Genomic DNA, 14,188 nt, shown 5'->3' on the forward strand with positions numbered 1-14,188 from the left:
GGCGATCCGATGAATGCCAGACCCGATATCGATATCGCTGTGCTGGGCGCAATCAGCCCGATACAGCTGTCCGTCATCATTCCGTTCCTCAACGAGATGGAGGTGCTGCCAGCCTGCCACGAGCGCCTGCGGCGGGTCTTGAAGACGCTGGGGCTGTCCTACGAGATCGTGTTCGTCGACGATGGCAGCAGCGACGGTAGCGCCGAGTACCTGCAGACGCTGCTGCGTGAGGAACGCGGCATCAAGCTGGTCAGGCTGAGCCGGAACTTCGGCAAGGAGGCCGCGATGACGGCGGGGATAGAACATGCGGCCGGGGCCGCGGTCATCATGCTGGACGCGGATCTGCAGGATCCGCCCGAGACCATTCCCGCCATGGTCCGCGCCTGGAAGGAGGGCGCCGACGTCGTCAGCATGCGGCGGCGCAGCCGCGCGGGAGAAAGCGTCCTGAAGCGGTTTTCCGCCTATGCCTACTACCGCCTGCTGAGCCGGCTGAGCAAGGCCGCGATTCCGCCCGACACCGGCGATTTCCGGCTGATGAGCCGGCGCGCCGTGACGGCGCTGATGCAGCTGCCAGAACGGTGCCGCTACATGAAGGGCCTGTACGCCTGGGTGGGCATGCCGACCCGGATCATCGATTACGACCGCGAGCCCCGCGCCGCCGGCACCACCAAATGGAGCTACCTGGCGCTGTTCCGCCTGGCCATGGAAGGCATTACTTCGTTTTCCACCGCGCCCCTGCGCTGGGCGACGGGGCTGGGTGCGGCCGCGGCCTTGGGCGGGGCTGTGTTCGGCGCCGCCATCATCTTCAAGACCCTGATGTTCGGCGACGACGTCGCGGGCTATCCCTCGCTGATGGCGACGATGACCTTCATGGGCGGCGTGCAGCTCATCACCATAGGCCTGTTGGGCGAGTACGTGGGCAAGACCTATATGGAAAGCAAGCAGCGGCCGGTCTATCTGGTGCGAGATGTCCAGCACAGCGGATCCGCGGGCATGGCACCTTCGGGTTCGGGGAGGGATGCGGCTTGCAGCTGAGCGCCCGGACCATGGCCGCCGGCCTGGCGGCAATACTGGGCGTGCGCCTGCTGGCGATGGCCCTGGTGCCGTTTGCCGACACGTCCGAGCCGCGCTACGCGGAGATCGCCAGGCTGATGGCGCAAACGGGCGACTGGATCACGCCCTGGTTCGCGCCGGGCGTGCCGTTCTGGGGCAAGCCCCCATTGGGGTTCTGGGCCGAGGCGTTGTCGATCCGGCTGCTGGGACTGAGCGAATTCAGCGTCAGGTTCCCGTCCCTGTTGGCCACGGCGGCGACGCTCGCCATTCTTCATGCGCTGGGCCGCCGCCTGTACTCGGTGCAGGCGGCCCGATGGGCCGTGCTGGCGTATGCGTCCATGTTCCTGCCCCTGGTCGCGGCCGGGGCGGTGCTGACCGATCCGTTCCTGGCCCTGGGCGTCACGCTCAGCATGGCGTCATTCATCCTGGCGCGCGGGCCGGTGGCGGGGTTCTGGCGCCACGGATTTTTCCTGGGGCTGGCGATCGGCCTGTTGTCCAAGGGACCGCTGGCCGTAGTGCTGGTGGCGGGCGCCATCGTGCCCTGGATGCTCTGGCATGGGAACGTCCGGGCCAGCCTGCGGCGCTTGCCGTGGGTGGCGGGAAGCGTGATGACGGCGGTCTTGGTGCTGCCCTGGTACGTGGCGGCGGAGATCAAGACGCCGGGTTTCATCCAGTACTTCATCGTTGGCGAGCACTTCCTGCGCTTCGTGGATCCGGGCTGGACCGGGGATCTCTACGGATCGGCGCACAGCAGGCCCTACGGCGCCATCTGGCTGGACGGCATCGTGGCGTCGTTGCCCTGGGGAGTGTTCGGCGTCTGGCTGCTTGCGCGCCGCTGGCGCGGGCCGGCGCGGCGGGCCGGCAGATGGCTGCGCCGGCCGCGTTGGACCTATCTGCTGGCCTGGGGCGCGGCCACGCCGCTCTTCTTCACTTTCTCGGGCAACATCCTGTGGACCTACGCGCTGCCGGCCTTGCCGCCGCTGGCCTTGGCGACAGGCGCGTGCCTGAGCCGCGCCCGCGCTGCGGCGCCAGCGCGCGTGGCGACGGCCTGCATGGCGTTGGGGCCGATTGCGGTGATTGTCTTCTGCGGATTGCTGCTGGCTGACCCGGAACGGCTCAAAACGGAAAAGCACCTGCTCGCCCGGGCCGATACGCTGATGGCGCCGGGCGAAAAGCTCTATTTCGTCGATAGTCTGCCGTTTTCGGCGCGCTACTACTCGCGGGGCGCGGCCGGGCGGGTGCCGCTGGATGGCCTGGCGGCCGTGCTGCCCAAGGACGGCAGGGTATTCCTGGCGGTGGAAAAAGCGGATCTGCGGCGGGCGCGCGAGCAGACGGGCGCGGCGCTTGCGCCGGTCTATTCCAGCCGGCGCTACACCTTGGTGATTGCCGGCACGCCGGCACAGCCCTAGGGCGTGCAGGCCTGCGCGATCACGCTGGCGACTTCGGGCAGATTGCCCTCGGTGATCAGCGAAATGCCCAAGTGGCCGGAGGCCGAGACGATGGCGCGCCCGTCGTACCCCCGCGTTTCGGAAGGATGCAGGGCCGGGTCGTAGCTGAAGAAGCCGCGCTGGCTCGTCAGGTACGACCAGTCCCAGGCGGGGGACATGCGGCACAGCGTCTTGTGCAGGGCGCTGCGCACCGCCGCGACGCGGTTGCGCATGCCGGCCAGCTCGTCTTGCCACAGTTTGCGCAGGCTGGCCTGGCCCAGGACGCGGGCGACGATGCCCAACGATGGGGGAATCGTGGTCTGCGGATCGTTCCAGCCCTGGAAGGCCTGCAGCAAGGGCAATGCCTGTTGCGCGGTGGGGCAGTAGGCGTTGAGGCTGCCGCAACGCGCGTCCGAGAGTTGGAAGATCTTGGAGCACGACTGCGCAACCAGCGTGAAGACGCCCAGCCTGACCATCGCGGCGACGCCATAGTTGTCCTGCTCCAGGCCGTCGCCCAGGCCCTGGTACGCCATGTCGATAAGCGGGATGTGGCCCAGCGCCTTGATGACGTCGGCGACCACGTCCCACTGTTCGCGGCTCAGGTCGCAGCCGGTGGGATTGTGGCAGCTGGCCTGCAGCACGATGATGGCGGGTTCGGGCAGCCGGCACAGAAAACCGACCAGCCGGCCCACGTCCAGCTGCCGGGCGTAGGCGTCGAAGTAGGGATAGCTGCCCACTGCGAACCCCGCCCGCTCGAAGATGCGCTGGTGGTTGCTCCAGCTGGGCGTGGGCAGGTAGACGCGGCGCGCGGGCGCCAGCCGCGCCAGGAGGCGCGCGCCCAGTTCCAGGGCGTGGGTGCCGCTGGCCGCCGGATAGGTCAGGAAGCGCCGCGTATCCTGGCCGTCGCGGCTGTCGCCGAATACCAAGCCCCCCACCGCGTCGACGAAGGCGCCGACATCGGCGGCCTGCGCCGCCGCCGGCACGCGCATTTCCTCGCGCGCCTGGCGCACGCTTTCGAACTGCGGGATCTGGCCTTGCGCATCCAGGTAGCGGGCCGGGACGGCCAGCGGGCCGAGGGGCATGGATTCCATTACCGGGTCCTTACTGGTGATGCTTGGCCTGATCCACGGACATGTGTCCCGGCATCATGTTCTCGTTGGCGTTGTGCATGACCCACAGCGAACCCGCGACGATGATGGCGATGAGCAGCACCGTGCAGATGAAGACGCCGGAGTTCTCGCGCTGTTCCTTCGAGCCGCCCAGGTGCAGGAAGTAGATCAGCTGCACCATCAGCTGCACCACGCACAGCACGACCAGCGCGGCGATGCGCGCCTCGCGCGGCACCAGGTCGGTCATGACGGCGCCGAAGGACGCCAGGGTCAGCGCCAGGGACAGCAGGAAGCCGACGATGTAGCTTTTCAGGCTGCCGTGCGCGTTGCCGTGGCCGTGCGCGCCGGAGTGGGGATGGGTGATCGTGCTCATACGAACTCGCGCAGGTAGACAAAGGTGAAGACGCAGATCCAGACCAGGTCCAGGAAGTGCCAGAACATGGACAGGCAGGACAGGCGGCGGGTGACGATGCCGTCCAGGCCGAAGCGGTGCACCTGGTGCATCATGACCAGGATCCACAGCAGGCCGAACGACACGTGCAGGCCGTGCGTGCCCACCAGGGTGAAGTAGGCCGAGAGATAGGCGCTGGTGCTGGGGCCGGCGCCTTCGTTCAACAGCAGCGAGAACTCGTAGAGTTCCATGACGATGAAGCCCACGCCGATCAGGAAGGTGATGCCCAGCCAGGTCATCACCTGCTGCTTGCGCCCCGCCTGCATGCCCAGCATGGCCACGCCGAAGGTGAAGCTGCTGATCAGCAGCAGCATGGTCTCGCCCAGCACGAAGGGCAGGTGGAAGAGGTCGGCGCCGCTGGGGCCGCCCGCGGTGCTGTTGCCCAGCACCGCGAAAGTGGCGAACAGCACGGCGAAGATGAGGCAATCGCTCATCAGGTAGATCCAGAACCCCATGGTGGTCTTGGATCCGTCGTCGTGATGTTCCTCGTGGACATCGCCGGCGCCCGCGGCGCCGCTCAGGGTCAGATGGCTCATGGCTTACGCGGCCTCCTGCAGTTTGGCGTAATGGGCGTTCTCGATGCGCTCCACCTCGGCCACGGGGATGTAGAAGTCCACGTCGCGGTCATAGCTGCGCGCCACGAAGGTGATGATGATGGCGACCAGGCTGCCGCCCGCGATCGCCCACATGTGCCAGACGAGCGCGAAGCACAGCAGCATGCCCCACATGGAAATCATGAAACCGGCGGAGGTGTTGCGCGGCATGTGGATGGGTTCGTACTTGGCGGGGCGCACATAGGCGCGGCCGGCCTGCTTGTTGTCCCAGTGCTGCTCCAGCGAGGTGATCTGCGGCGTCACGGCGAAGTTGTAGGACGGCACCGGCGAAGCGGTGGCCCATTCCAGGCTGCGCGCGTCCCAGGGGTCGCCGGTCAGGTCGCGGTTCTGGTGGCGGTTCTTGATGCTGACCACAAGCTGGATGAAGAACGCCAGGATGCCCAGGCCGATGATGATCGCGCCGATCAGCGCCACGATCAGGTAGGGCTGCCAGTCCGCGTGCGGGTAGCTGTTCATGCGGCGCGTCATGCCCTTGAAGCCCAGGATGTACAGCGGCATGAAGGCCAGGAAAAAGCCCACCAGCCAGCACCAGAACGAGGTCTTGCCCCAGAATTCGTTGAGCGTGAAGCCGTAGACCTTGGGGAACCAGAAGGTCAGGCCCGCCAGGCAGCCGAACACCACGCCGCCGATGATGACGTTATGGAAGTGCGCCACCAGGAACAGGCTGTTGTGCAGCACGAAGTCCGCGCCCGGCACGGCCAGCAGCACGCCGGTCATGCCACCGATGGCGAACGTGACCATGAAGCCTATCGTCCACAGCGTGGCGGAGTGGTAGCGGATGCGGCCGCGGAACATGGTGAACAGCCAGTTGAACAGCTTCACGCCCGTCGGAATCGAAATGATCGAGGTCATGATGCCGAAGAAGGCGTTCACGTTGGCGCCCGAGCCCATGGTGAAGAAGTGGTGCAGCCAGACGAAGAAGGACAGGATGCCGATCGACGAGGTCGCGTACACCATCGACTTGTAGCCGAACAGCGGCTTGCGCGAGAACGTGGAGATGATCTCCGAGAACGCGCCGAAGGCCGGCAGGATCAGGATGTAGACCTCCGGGTGGCCCCAGATCCAGATCAGGTTGATGTACATCATCGCGTTTCCACCAAGCTCGTTGGTGAAGAAATGCATGTCGAAGTACCGGTCCATCGTCAGCAGCGCCAGGGTCGCCGTCAGCACGGGGAACACCGCCACGATCAGGATGTTGGTGATCAGCGCGGTCCACGTGAACACCGGCATCTTCATCAGGTTCATGCCCGGCGCACGCATGCGCAGGATGGTCACGACGAAGTTGATGCCCGACAGGGTCGTGCCCAGGCCCGATATCTGCAATGACCAGATGTAGTAGTCGACCCCCACGGTTGGACTGTATTGCAGCCCTGATAGTGGTGGATACGCGACCCAGCCCGTGGCGGCGAAGTCGCCCACGAACATCGAGATCATGACCAGGACCGCGCCCGCGGCCGACAGCCAGAAGCCCAGCGAGTTGACCAGCGGATAGGCCACGTCGCGCGCGCCGATCTGCAGCGGCACCACCACGTTCATCAGTCCCAGGATCAGGGGCGTGGCCACGAAGAAGATCATGATGACGCCGTGCGCCGTGAAGATCTGGTCATAGTGGTGCGGCGGCAGGTAGCCGGCGGCGTCGCCCACGGCCATGGCCTGCTGGGCGCGCATCATGATGGCGTCGGCGAAGCCGCGCAGCAGCATGATCAGCGCCAGGATGATGTACATCGCGCCGATGCGCTTGTGGTCCACGGTGGTGATCCATTCTCGCCAGAGGTACCCCCACTTGCGGTAGTACGTCATGGCGCCCGCCAGGGCCAGTCCGAGTAGGGTGACGACCACCATCACGCCCATGATGATGGGTTCGTGATAGGGGACCGCCTCTAGGGTCAGTTTGCCGAACATAGTTCGCTCGCTATTGCTTGTTCCAGGGATTGCGTAAGCGCCAGTTGCTTGGCGGTTGCGCGCGGTTTGTCATGACCGTGCATGTACATGTTGACGATGGAGTCGAACAGCGCGGGCTGCACCTGCGCGTAGACCGCCGGCTCCATGCGGCCGCTGGGCTGCGCCAGGCGCTCGTAGGCGGCGGCGTCCAGCTTTTGCGGCGCGGCTTGGGCCTGCTTGACCCAGGCGTCGAATTCTTCGCGCGTGGTGGCGTGGGTCAGGAAGTGCATGCTGGAGAAGCCCGGGCCGCTATAGGCGGCGGACAGGCCCGGATAGACCCCAGGCGTGTTGGCGATCAGGTGCAGGCGGGTCTGCATGCCGGCCATCGCATAGATCTGGCTGCCCAGCTGCGGAATGAAGAAGGAATTCATGTTGGCGTGCGCCGTCAGCTTGAATTCCAGCGGCGTGTTCACCGGCACCGGCAACTGGTTGACGGTGGCGATGCCGTAATCCGGGTAGATGAACAGCCACTTCCAGTCCAGCGCCACGACTTCGATGCGCAGCGGCGCGACTTCGGATTCCAGCGGCTTGTAGGGATCCAGCTCATGCGTGGTCTTCCAGATCAGCACGCCCAGGATGGCGACGATGACGCAAGGGATGGTCCAGACCACCACCTCGATGGCGTTCGAGTGCGACCATTTGGGTTCGTAGCGCGCGCGGGTATTGGTCTCGCGGTAGCGCCAGCCGAAATACAGCGTCAGCAGGATCACGGGGATCACCACCAGCAGCATCAGGCCGGAGGCGATCAGGATCAGGTTCTTTTCCTGGATGCCGATGTCGCCCTTGGGCGAGAACAGCGCCATTTCGCAGCCGCTCAGGAGGAATGGCAGCAGCAGGGCGCAGGCAGCCTTGGGCAGAGCGCGCAGGCGGGATTCCCGGGCGCCGGAATGGCTGGCCCAGGTACGAGAATTGGACATGTGATATCCCTTGGTTAAGGACCTAAGCCCATACATCAGCCAAGGATGGGGGAAGACATCGCTTCCCCTTCAGTACGGTCTTTTAGCCGTACAAGATTTTTAATGTATGGACTTAATTCAAGTTTGTTGCCATACTAATTGATAAATATCATCCATACATTGCGACATTCTGGCGCACCTGAACCCATGCAAGACCAAGATTTGTATGCGAATTGGCCCGAAAAGCTGGTGCCTGGCGAGGGCCCCCGCTACCGCCAGATCGCCGATTTCATCGAGCGGGCCGTGGCGCAAAAGCGGCTGCAGGCCGGTGACCGGCTGCCGCCGCAGCGCGGCCTGGCGCAGCGGTTGGGCGTGGACCTGACCACGGTGACCCGCGCCTACGCCGAAGCCGGCCTGCGCGGCCTGCTCGATCCACGCGGCGCGCTGGGCACCTTCATCGCCCGGCCAGCCCAGCAGTCCGTGCAGTTGATCGACCTGGGCATGAACATGCCGCCCGCGCCGCTGGGCTGCGACCTGCAGGAACTGGTGCAGCGCGGGCTGGCCAAGGTCATGGACCGGCACGACATGAACGTGATGATGGCCTACCACCTGGCCGGCGGCGGCCCGGACGCGCGCGAGGCCGGCGCGCAATGGCTGGCGCAGGCCATGGGGTCGGTGGATCCGGACCTGGTGCTGGTCTGCCCAGGCGCGCAGGCGGCGCTGGCCGCGCTGATCCTGGCCTATAGCGTACCGGGCGACAGCATCGTGGCCGAACCCATGGTGTATCCGGGCCTGTTGAGCGCGGCCCGGCATCTGGGCCGCAAGGTGCTGGCGGCCGAGGCCGACGGCGACGGCATGACGCCCGCGGGCCTGGAGCGCGCGTGCCGCGAAAGCGGCAGCCGCCTGGTCTACCTCAACCCCACCTTGCAGAATCCCACCACGCACACGATGAGCGCGCAGCGCCGGCGCGACCTGTTGCGTTCGGCCGTGGCCTGCGGCGCCAGGGTCATCGAGGATGATCCTTACCGCCTGTTCCTGGACGACGCGCCGCCGACGCTGGCAAGCCATGCGCCGGCTTCCGTGTTCCACCTCGCGACGCTGGCCAAGTGCCTGACGCCGGGCCTGCGCACGGCCTTTGTGCTGTGCCCTGACGAGGATAGCCGCGAGCGGGTGCTGGCCGCCATGCGCTCCTTCGCCCTGATGGCCGCGCCGCTGATGGGCGCCTTGACCACGCAGTGGATCACTGGCGGGTCCGCGCAGGCGGTCCTGAACGGCGTGCGGGCCGAGGCGCAGGCGCGCCAGCGCATTGCCCGCCAGGTGTTGCCGGGACCGTTCGGTTCCGAGGCCGCGGGCATCCATCTGTGGCAAGTGCTGCCGGATCCGTGGACGGCGGCGGACCTGGCGCGCGCGGCGCGCGAAGAGGGTTTGAGCGTGGCGTCGTCCGACGTGTTCCAGGCAGGCGCGGCCGCGCCCAATGCGATCCGCATTTCGCTGGGGGGCGTGAAGGACAGGGAGGAACTGGCGCAGGCGCTGGCAAAGCTGGCCGAGCTGATGCGCAGGCGGCCGTATGCGCCGCGCGATCCCATCGTCTGAAAAGCGCATCGCCGCCGGAAGCCGGCGGCGATGCTTGAATCATGGCAACCGGGCCGGGCTTGGCGCCTGGCCCGTCCGGGGCTTAGAAGCCCACGGCCTGGCCATCGCGGCGCGAGTCCGAGGCGGCCACGTAACCGCCTTGCGGCAGGCGGCAGATCAACTGCGCCGAACCGAATTCCAGGCTGTCGGCGGGCGCCACCGCGACGTTGTGGCCGCGCGCGCGCAGCGCGTCGACCACGTCCGCCGGCAGGTGCGCTTCCACGTTGACCACCGGGCCTTTTTCCACGCGGAAGCGCGGCGCGTCGCTCATGGCCTGCGGGTTCTGGCCGAACGCCGCCAGGCGCGTGACCATCTGCAGATGGCCCTGGGCCTGCATCGATCCGCCCATCACGCCGAACGACATCAGCGGCTGGCCGCCGCGCGTGACGAAGGCCGGGATGATGGTGTGCATCGGCTTCTTGCGCGGCGCGACCTGGTTGGCATGGCCGGGCGTGAGCACGAAGTTCAGGCCGCGGTTGTGCAGGCTGATGCCGGTGTCGGGCACCACCACGCCGGAACCGAAGCCGTGGTAGTTGGACTGGATGAAGGACACCATGGTGCCGCTGGCATCGGCCGCCGTCAGGTATACGGTGCCGCCAGTGGCGGGCGTGCCCGCGACCGGCACGCTGGCGCGATCCATGGAGATCTGGCGCGCGCGCTCGGCCAGGTAGGCGCGGTCCAGCAGGGCCGCGGCGCTGGTGCGCATGTGGCGCGGATCGGCGACGTGGTGATGCAGGTCCGCGAAAGCCAGCTTCATCGCTTCGATGCTGACGTGGTAGTAGTCCGCGCTGTCGCGGCCCATGCTTTCCAGGTCGAACTGTTCCAGCATGCCCAGCGCCATCAGCGCCGAGATGCCCTGGCCGCTGGGCGGGATCTCGTGCAGCTCGTAGCCGCGGAACGATTGCGAGATCGGCGCGACCCATTCGGGGCGGTGTTCGGCCAGGTCGTCGGCGCTGAGCGCGCCGCCGGTCTGGCTGGCGAAGTCGGCGATCTTGCGGGCGAGTTCACCGCGGTAGAAGCTTTCGCCGCCGCTTTCGGCGATGGCGCGCAGCGTCTTGCCTTGCGCGGGAAAGCGCCACCATTCGCCGGCCTGCGGCGCGCGGCCCCCGGGCAGGAAGGCGGCGGCAAAGCCCGGTTCCTGCGCCAGCTTGGGCGCCTGCGTGGCCCACTGGCGGGCGATGGTGGGCGAGACCGCGAACCCTTCCTCGGCATAGGCGATGGCGGGTTCGAACAACTGCGCGAAAGGCAGCTTGCCGAAGCGTTCCGACAGCGCCTTCCAGCCCGCGACCTGTCCCGGCACGGTCACCGTGCCCCAGCCGGTGCCGGGCATGGCGTCGCGGCCGGCGAAGTACTCCGGCGTCCACGCGGCGGGCGCGCAGCCGCTGGAATTCAGGCCGTGCAGCTGGCCGTCATGCCAGACCAGCGCGAACATGTCGCCGCCGATGCCGTTCATGACGGGTTCGACCACCGTCAGCGCGATGGCGGTGGCGATGGCGCTGTCCACGGCATTGCCGCCGGCCAGCAGCATGCGCAGCCCGGCTTGGGCCGCCAGCGGCTGGCTGGTCGCGACCGCGTTGGAGGCCAGGACCGGCATTTTCCGGGAGGCGTAGGGGAAAGACCAATCGAAGGGTAAAGACATGGATGCGGGAACTCGTGAAGAAAATTACTGCGGCGTGATGCCGGCCTGATCGATCAGCTGCTTGGTGCGCGGGATTTCGGACTTGATGAAAGCGGCGAACTCTTCGCGGCTGCCGCCGCGGGGCTCCGCACCGGCTTCCGCGAGCTTACTGCGCAGCGCCGGATCGGCAAGCACTTTGTTGACGGCTCGGTTGAGCTTGTCGAGCACCGGAGCGGGCGTGCCTTCGGGCGCGACCAGACCGTACCACGGCGCGATGTCGTAGCCGGCGTAGCCCTGTTCCGCGATCGTGGGGATCTCGGGCGCCAGCGCCGAGCGCTTGGCGTTGGACATGCCCAGCGCCAGCAGCGCGCCGCTCTTGGCCTGGGGCAGGCCGGTCATGATGGTGTCGAAGTACATCGAGACCTGGCCGCTGAGCAGCGCGGGGATGGCTTCGCCCGCGCCCTTGTACGGCACGTGCAGGATGTCGATGCCGGCGACCGACTTGAGCATTTCGCCCGCCATGTGGGAAGTCGTGCCGGTGCCGAACGAGGCGTAGGTCAGCTTGCCCGGGTTGGCGCGGGCGTAGGCCACCATTTCCGGCAGGGTCTTGAACGGCTGCGACGGGTTGGCCAGCAGGATATTGGGCGTGTAGGCCACCAGGGACACCAGCGCGAAGGCGTCCGGGTCGTAGGACAGGCGCTTCTGCAAAAAGCGGTTGGTGACGATGGCGGCGGGACCGCCCATCAACAGCGTATAGCCGTCGGGCGTTGCGCGCGCGACCGAGGCGCTGCCGATGGCGGCCGCGGCGCCCGGACGGGCCTCGACGACGAAGGGCTGGCCCAGTTCCGTCGACAGCGCAGCGCCCAGCTGGCGCGAAATCAGGTCGGTGGCGGAGCCCGCCTGGAAGGGCACGACGATGCGCACCGGATGCTGCGGCCAGTCGGTCGCCTGGGCGCCCGCCTGGGCGGCGCAGGCCATGGCGGCGGCGCCTGCCAGCGCCCGGATGAAACGAAACTTCATGAATTCCCCTTGATCGCGTTATGGAGTGCGTGCAGGGATTAGACGCAAGCGGGCATCGCAGGGCTATTAGGATTTGCATCCATGGATCACTGGATCCAATTTGTGTTATTTTTGCGTTTATCTATCATGGCGGCTTTCCCAGCCCTGGATCTCCAATGCTGCAATTCCAGAAGACAGCGATCAGCGCCGAAGACGAAGCCTACCTGCACCTGCAGCGCGAAATCCGCCTGGGCCGCTACGCGCCTGGCCAGCGCCTGGTGCCCGAGGTGGTCGCGGCCGAGATCGGCACCAGCCGCATGCCGGTACGCGGCGCGCTGCGCCGGCTGGCTTCCGAAGGGCTGGTCGAGATCCGCGCCAATCGCGGCGCGGTGGTGCGCGGCCTGAATCAGCAGGAAATGCTGGAAGTGTTCGAAATGCGCTCCGTGCTGGAAGGCCTGGCCATGCGCAACGCGGTGCTGCACATGGGCGCCGAGCACATCCGCCGCCTGTCGCTGCTGCTGGAACAACTGGAGCAGGGGCCGGGCGAGCACCTGGACTGGATCACCGCGCACCGCGAATTCCACGAATACCTCTGCAGCTTCTGCCAGCAGCCGCGCCTGCTGCGCCAGATTTCCGAGCTGCATTCCGTCGTCGAGCCGTACATGCGCCTGTGGGTGGCCCAGCCCGGCCGCGTGCTGCGGGTGCGTGAATCGCACCAGGAATTGATCGCCGCGCTGCAGACGCGCGACCCGGCGCGCTGCGAAGCGGCCATGCGCCAGCACGTGTTGAATACGGTGCCCGCCTTGCAGGCGTTTCTGGAACAGACGGCCTAGGGCGCGCGGCTTTGGTTAGACTGGCGCCATTCTCCACGCGCCCGTCCTGCCATGACTGCATCCGCCGACCTCATTCGCCGCCTGGACCTGTTGCCGCACCCCGAGGGCGGCTACTACCGAGAAACTTATCGCGCCGCCGATTCCGTGACGCGCGGCGACGGCGCGCGCCGTTCGGCCAGCACCGCCATCTACTACCTGTTATGCGACGGCGCCTGGTCCACCTGGCATCGTATCCGGTCCGACGAACTCTGGCATTTCCATGCGGGCGATGCGCTGCTTGTCCATGTGCTGGCGCCGGATGGGGCTTACCGCTGCTTGCGGCTGGGCGATGCGCTGAAGGACGCCGGTGCCGAGTTCCAGGCGGTGGTGCCGGCCGGCAGCTGGTTCGCGGCGGAGCTGGCCGACCCGGCCGGTTACGCGCTGGCCGGCTGCACGGTGGCGCCGGGCTTCGAGTTCAGCGAGTTCGAGTTGGCCGACGCCGTCGAACTGCAACGGCTGTACCCCGCGCAGGCCGGCCTGATCGCGCGCCTGGCCCGCTAGTCGGCGCCTTGCGCGCCCTGTGCTTGCGGCTTTTTCCTGCGCGCGAACTTGGCTTCGCTGGCGAGCACGCCCGCCACGATAAGGCCGGCGCCCACCAACGCCAGCGCGGGCAGCCGGTCGCCGGCCAGGCGTCCCACGATGCCGCCCCACACGGGCTCGCCTGCATAGATGACGGTGGCGCGGGTGGGGGACACCGACTTCTGCGCCCAGTTCATGGTCAGCTGGATGATGGCGCTGGCCAGCCCCAGGCCGATGGCGGCGCCCGCCCACATCCATGAGAATTCGGGCACCGCTTCGCCCATCACGGGCATCAGCGCGAACGACACCAGGCCGGCCGTCAGCAGCTGCACGAAGGTGACGCGGCGGCTGTCGACCCTCTTGGCATACAGGCCGATCAGGATGATCTCGGCGGCAATCGCCGCGGCCCCGGCCAGCGTCGCGGCTTCGCCCGCGCTGAAGTTCAGCGAGCCCGCTTGCGGACCGGCCAGCAGGATCAGGCCCGCGAAGGCCAGCGCCACGCCCACCCAGCTCATCAGGCCCGGCGGCTTCTTCAGCACGGCCCATTGCAGCAGCGGCACGATGGGCACGTACATCGCCGTGATGAAGGCGGACTGGCTGCTGGTGATGGTCTGCAAGCCGTAGGTCTGCAGGAAGTAGCCCAGGAACAGGGCGCAGCCGATGGCGATGCCGGCGCCCACCTCCTGGCGAGTGATTGCGGCCATGTGCTTGCGGAACATCAGCAGCGCCATCAGGCCGGCGATGGTGAAACGCACGCCCACGAAGAACAGCGGCCCGCTGTGCTGCATGGCGATGTGGATGATGAGGAAGGTGCTGCCCCACAGCATGGTGACCAGCACCAGGGCGATTTCCTGGCGGGACAGGGCGAACATCGAGGTCTTGGACTTCATGGTCTGCATCGGGCGCTACGAAATGGCGAGCAATATACAGCGCTTCGGTGACCGCTCACCGAACAGATTCCCGGATTCCGGGCGGAGCAGGCATATAGCCAGGAGTAATATGACGCGTCCGGCGTCGTCAGACCGCCGGTGACGACAAGCCGGTGCATGCCTCGTTC

At 67.0% G+C, this 14,188-nt stretch carries 13 protein-coding genes; 5 read left to right on the forward strand and 8 right to left on the reverse strand.

What is annotated here, in order from left to right; translation table 11 throughout:
* The first annotated feature begins 9 nt into the window (after positions 1-9).
* Positions 10-1,035, forward strand: coding sequence for a glycosyltransferase family 2 protein (locus tag FOC84_RS22560; protein WP_173146398.1), 1,026 nt, complete (start codon positions 10-12; stop codon positions 1,033-1,035).
* On the forward strand, positions 1,026-2,462 hold the full coding sequence (locus FOC84_RS22565; RefSeq protein WP_173146399.1) for an ArnT family glycosyltransferase: 1,437 nt from the start codon (positions 1,026-1,028) through the stop codon (positions 2,460-2,462). Before FOC84_RS22560 ends, FOC84_RS22565 begins: the two co-directional genes overlap by 10 nt.
* Here the strand turns inward: FOC84_RS22565 and FOC84_RS22570 are convergent.
* The 5 genes from FOC84_RS22570 to cyoA are packed head-to-tail and all read right to left on the reverse strand — an operon-like array spanning position 2,459 to position 7,512.
* Positions 2,459-3,571, reverse strand: a complete 1,113-nt coding sequence (locus FOC84_RS22570; protein WP_173146400.1) for an aminotransferase class I/II-fold pyridoxal phosphate-dependent enzyme — start codon at positions 3,569-3,571, stop codon at positions 2,459-2,461. The genes FOC84_RS22565 and FOC84_RS22570 overlap by 4 nt on opposite strands.
* Positions 3,572-3,581: 10 nt before the next feature.
* Entirely contained in the window at positions 3,582-3,962 is a 381-nt protein-coding gene (cyoD, locus tag FOC84_RS22575) for a cytochrome o ubiquinol oxidase subunit IV (protein ID WP_173146401.1), read from the reverse strand.
* A complete protein-coding gene (gene cyoC / locus FOC84_RS22580; protein ID WP_173146402.1) occupies positions 3,959-4,576 on the reverse strand; it encodes a cytochrome o ubiquinol oxidase subunit III in 618 nt (205 codons plus the stop codon). The genes cyoD and cyoC overlap by 4 nt, the downstream gene beginning before the upstream one ends.
* Positions 4,577-4,579: 3 nt before the next feature.
* Positions 4,580-6,556 (reverse strand): cytochrome o ubiquinol oxidase subunit I, encoded by a 1,977-nt coding sequence (gene cyoB, locus FOC84_RS22585; RefSeq protein ID WP_173146403.1) that lies wholly within the window; start codon positions 6,554-6,556, stop codon positions 4,580-4,582.
* A complete protein-coding gene (gene cyoA / locus FOC84_RS22590; protein ID WP_173146404.1) occupies positions 6,541-7,512 on the reverse strand; it encodes a ubiquinol oxidase subunit II in 972 nt (323 codons plus the stop codon). The genes cyoB and cyoA overlap by 16 nt, the downstream gene beginning before the upstream one ends.
* A 186-nt stretch (positions 7,513-7,698) precedes the next feature.
* Here cyoA and FOC84_RS22595 point away from each other — a divergent pair, with 186 nt between their 5' ends.
* Entirely contained in the window at positions 7,699-9,084 is a 1,386-nt protein-coding gene (locus tag FOC84_RS22595) for a PLP-dependent aminotransferase family protein (RefSeq protein WP_173146405.1), read from the forward strand.
* Between the two features lie 82 nt (positions 9,085-9,166).
* On the opposite strand, the gene ggt is transcribed toward FOC84_RS22595, so the two are convergent.
* Complete coding sequence (gene ggt, locus FOC84_RS22600) at positions 9,167-10,762, reverse strand: gamma-glutamyltransferase (RefSeq protein WP_217278778.1); 1,596 nt, start codon at positions 10,760-10,762, stop codon at positions 9,167-9,169.
* 24 nt (positions 10,763-10,786) lie between these two features.
* On the reverse strand, positions 10,787-11,761 hold the full coding sequence (locus FOC84_RS22605) for a Bug family tripartite tricarboxylate transporter substrate binding protein (protein WP_173146406.1): 975 nt from the start codon (positions 11,759-11,761) through the stop codon (positions 10,787-10,789).
* A 155-nt stretch (positions 11,762-11,916) separates the two neighbouring features.
* Between FOC84_RS22605 and FOC84_RS22610 the strand changes: the two genes are divergently transcribed.
* Both FOC84_RS22610 and FOC84_RS22615 read left to right on the forward strand, forming a co-directional pair.
* On the forward strand, positions 11,917-12,573 hold the full coding sequence (locus FOC84_RS22610; RefSeq protein WP_173146407.1) for a GntR family transcriptional regulator: 657 nt from the start codon (positions 11,917-11,919) through the stop codon (positions 12,571-12,573).
* A 51-nt stretch (positions 12,574-12,624) separates the two neighbouring features.
* Positions 12,625-13,113: a cupin domain-containing protein gene (locus FOC84_RS22615; RefSeq protein ID WP_173146408.1), complete on the forward strand. Its 489-nt coding sequence runs from the start codon at positions 12,625-12,627 to the stop codon at positions 13,111-13,113.
* Here FOC84_RS22615 and FOC84_RS22620 read toward each other — a convergent pair.
* Positions 13,110-14,021, reverse strand: a complete 912-nt coding sequence (locus FOC84_RS22620) for a DMT family transporter (protein WP_173146409.1) — start codon at positions 14,019-14,021, stop codon at positions 13,110-13,112. The two genes, FOC84_RS22615 and FOC84_RS22620, sit on opposite strands and share 4 nt — an antisense overlap.
* Positions 14,022-14,188 lie beyond the last annotated feature (167 nt).

The organism is Achromobacter pestifer, from assembly GCF_013267355.1.
Lineage (GTDB): Bacteria > Pseudomonadota > Gammaproteobacteria > Burkholderiales > Burkholderiaceae_B > Achromobacter > Achromobacter pestifer_A.

What these genes read in the sequence shown, in the direction of transcription:
- FOC84_RS22570 (WP_173146400.1), bottom strand. Translation starts at nt 3,571, where the DNA reads ATGGAATCCATGCCCCTCGGCCCGCTGGCCGTCCCGGCCCGCTACCTG.
- cyoC (WP_173146402.1), bottom strand. Translation starts at nt 4,576, where the DNA reads ATGAGCCATCTGACCCTGAGCGGCGCCGCGGGCGCCGGCGATGTCCAC.
- cyoA (WP_173146404.1), bottom strand. Translation starts at nt 7,512, where the DNA reads ATGTCCAATTCTCGTACCTGGGCCAGCCATTCCGGCGCCCGGGAATCC.
- FOC84_RS22560 (WP_173146398.1), top strand. Translation starts at nt 10, where the DNA reads ATGAATGCCAGACCCGATATCGATATCGCTGTGCTGGGCGCAATCAGC.
- cyoD (WP_173146401.1), bottom strand. Translation starts at nt 3,962, where the DNA reads ATGAGCACGATCACCCATCCCCACTCCGGCGCGCACGGCCACGGCAAC.
- cyoB (WP_173146403.1), bottom strand. Translation starts at nt 6,556, where the DNA reads ATGTTCGGCAAACTGACCCTAGAGGCGGTCCCCTATCACGAACCCATC.
- ggt (WP_217278778.1), bottom strand. Translation starts at nt 10,762, where the DNA reads ATGTCTTTACCCTTCGATTGGTCTTTCCCCTACGCCTCCCGGAAAATG.
- FOC84_RS22595 (WP_173146405.1), top strand. Translation starts at nt 7,699, where the DNA reads ATGCAAGACCAAGATTTGTATGCGAATTGGCCCGAAAAGCTGGTGCCT.
- FOC84_RS22605 (WP_173146406.1), bottom strand. Translation starts at nt 11,761, where the DNA reads ATGAAGTTTCGTTTCATCCGGGCGCTGGCAGGCGCCGCCGCCATGGCC.
- FOC84_RS22620 (WP_173146409.1), bottom strand. Translation starts at nt 14,021, where the DNA reads ATGAAGTCCAAGACCTCGATGTTCGCCCTGTCCCGCCAGGAAATCGCC.
- FOC84_RS22615 (WP_173146408.1), top strand. Translation starts at nt 12,625, where the DNA reads ATGACTGCATCCGCCGACCTCATTCGCCGCCTGGACCTGTTGCCGCAC.
- FOC84_RS22610 (WP_173146407.1), top strand. Translation starts at nt 11,917, where the DNA reads ATGCTGCAATTCCAGAAGACAGCGATCAGCGCCGAAGACGAAGCCTAC.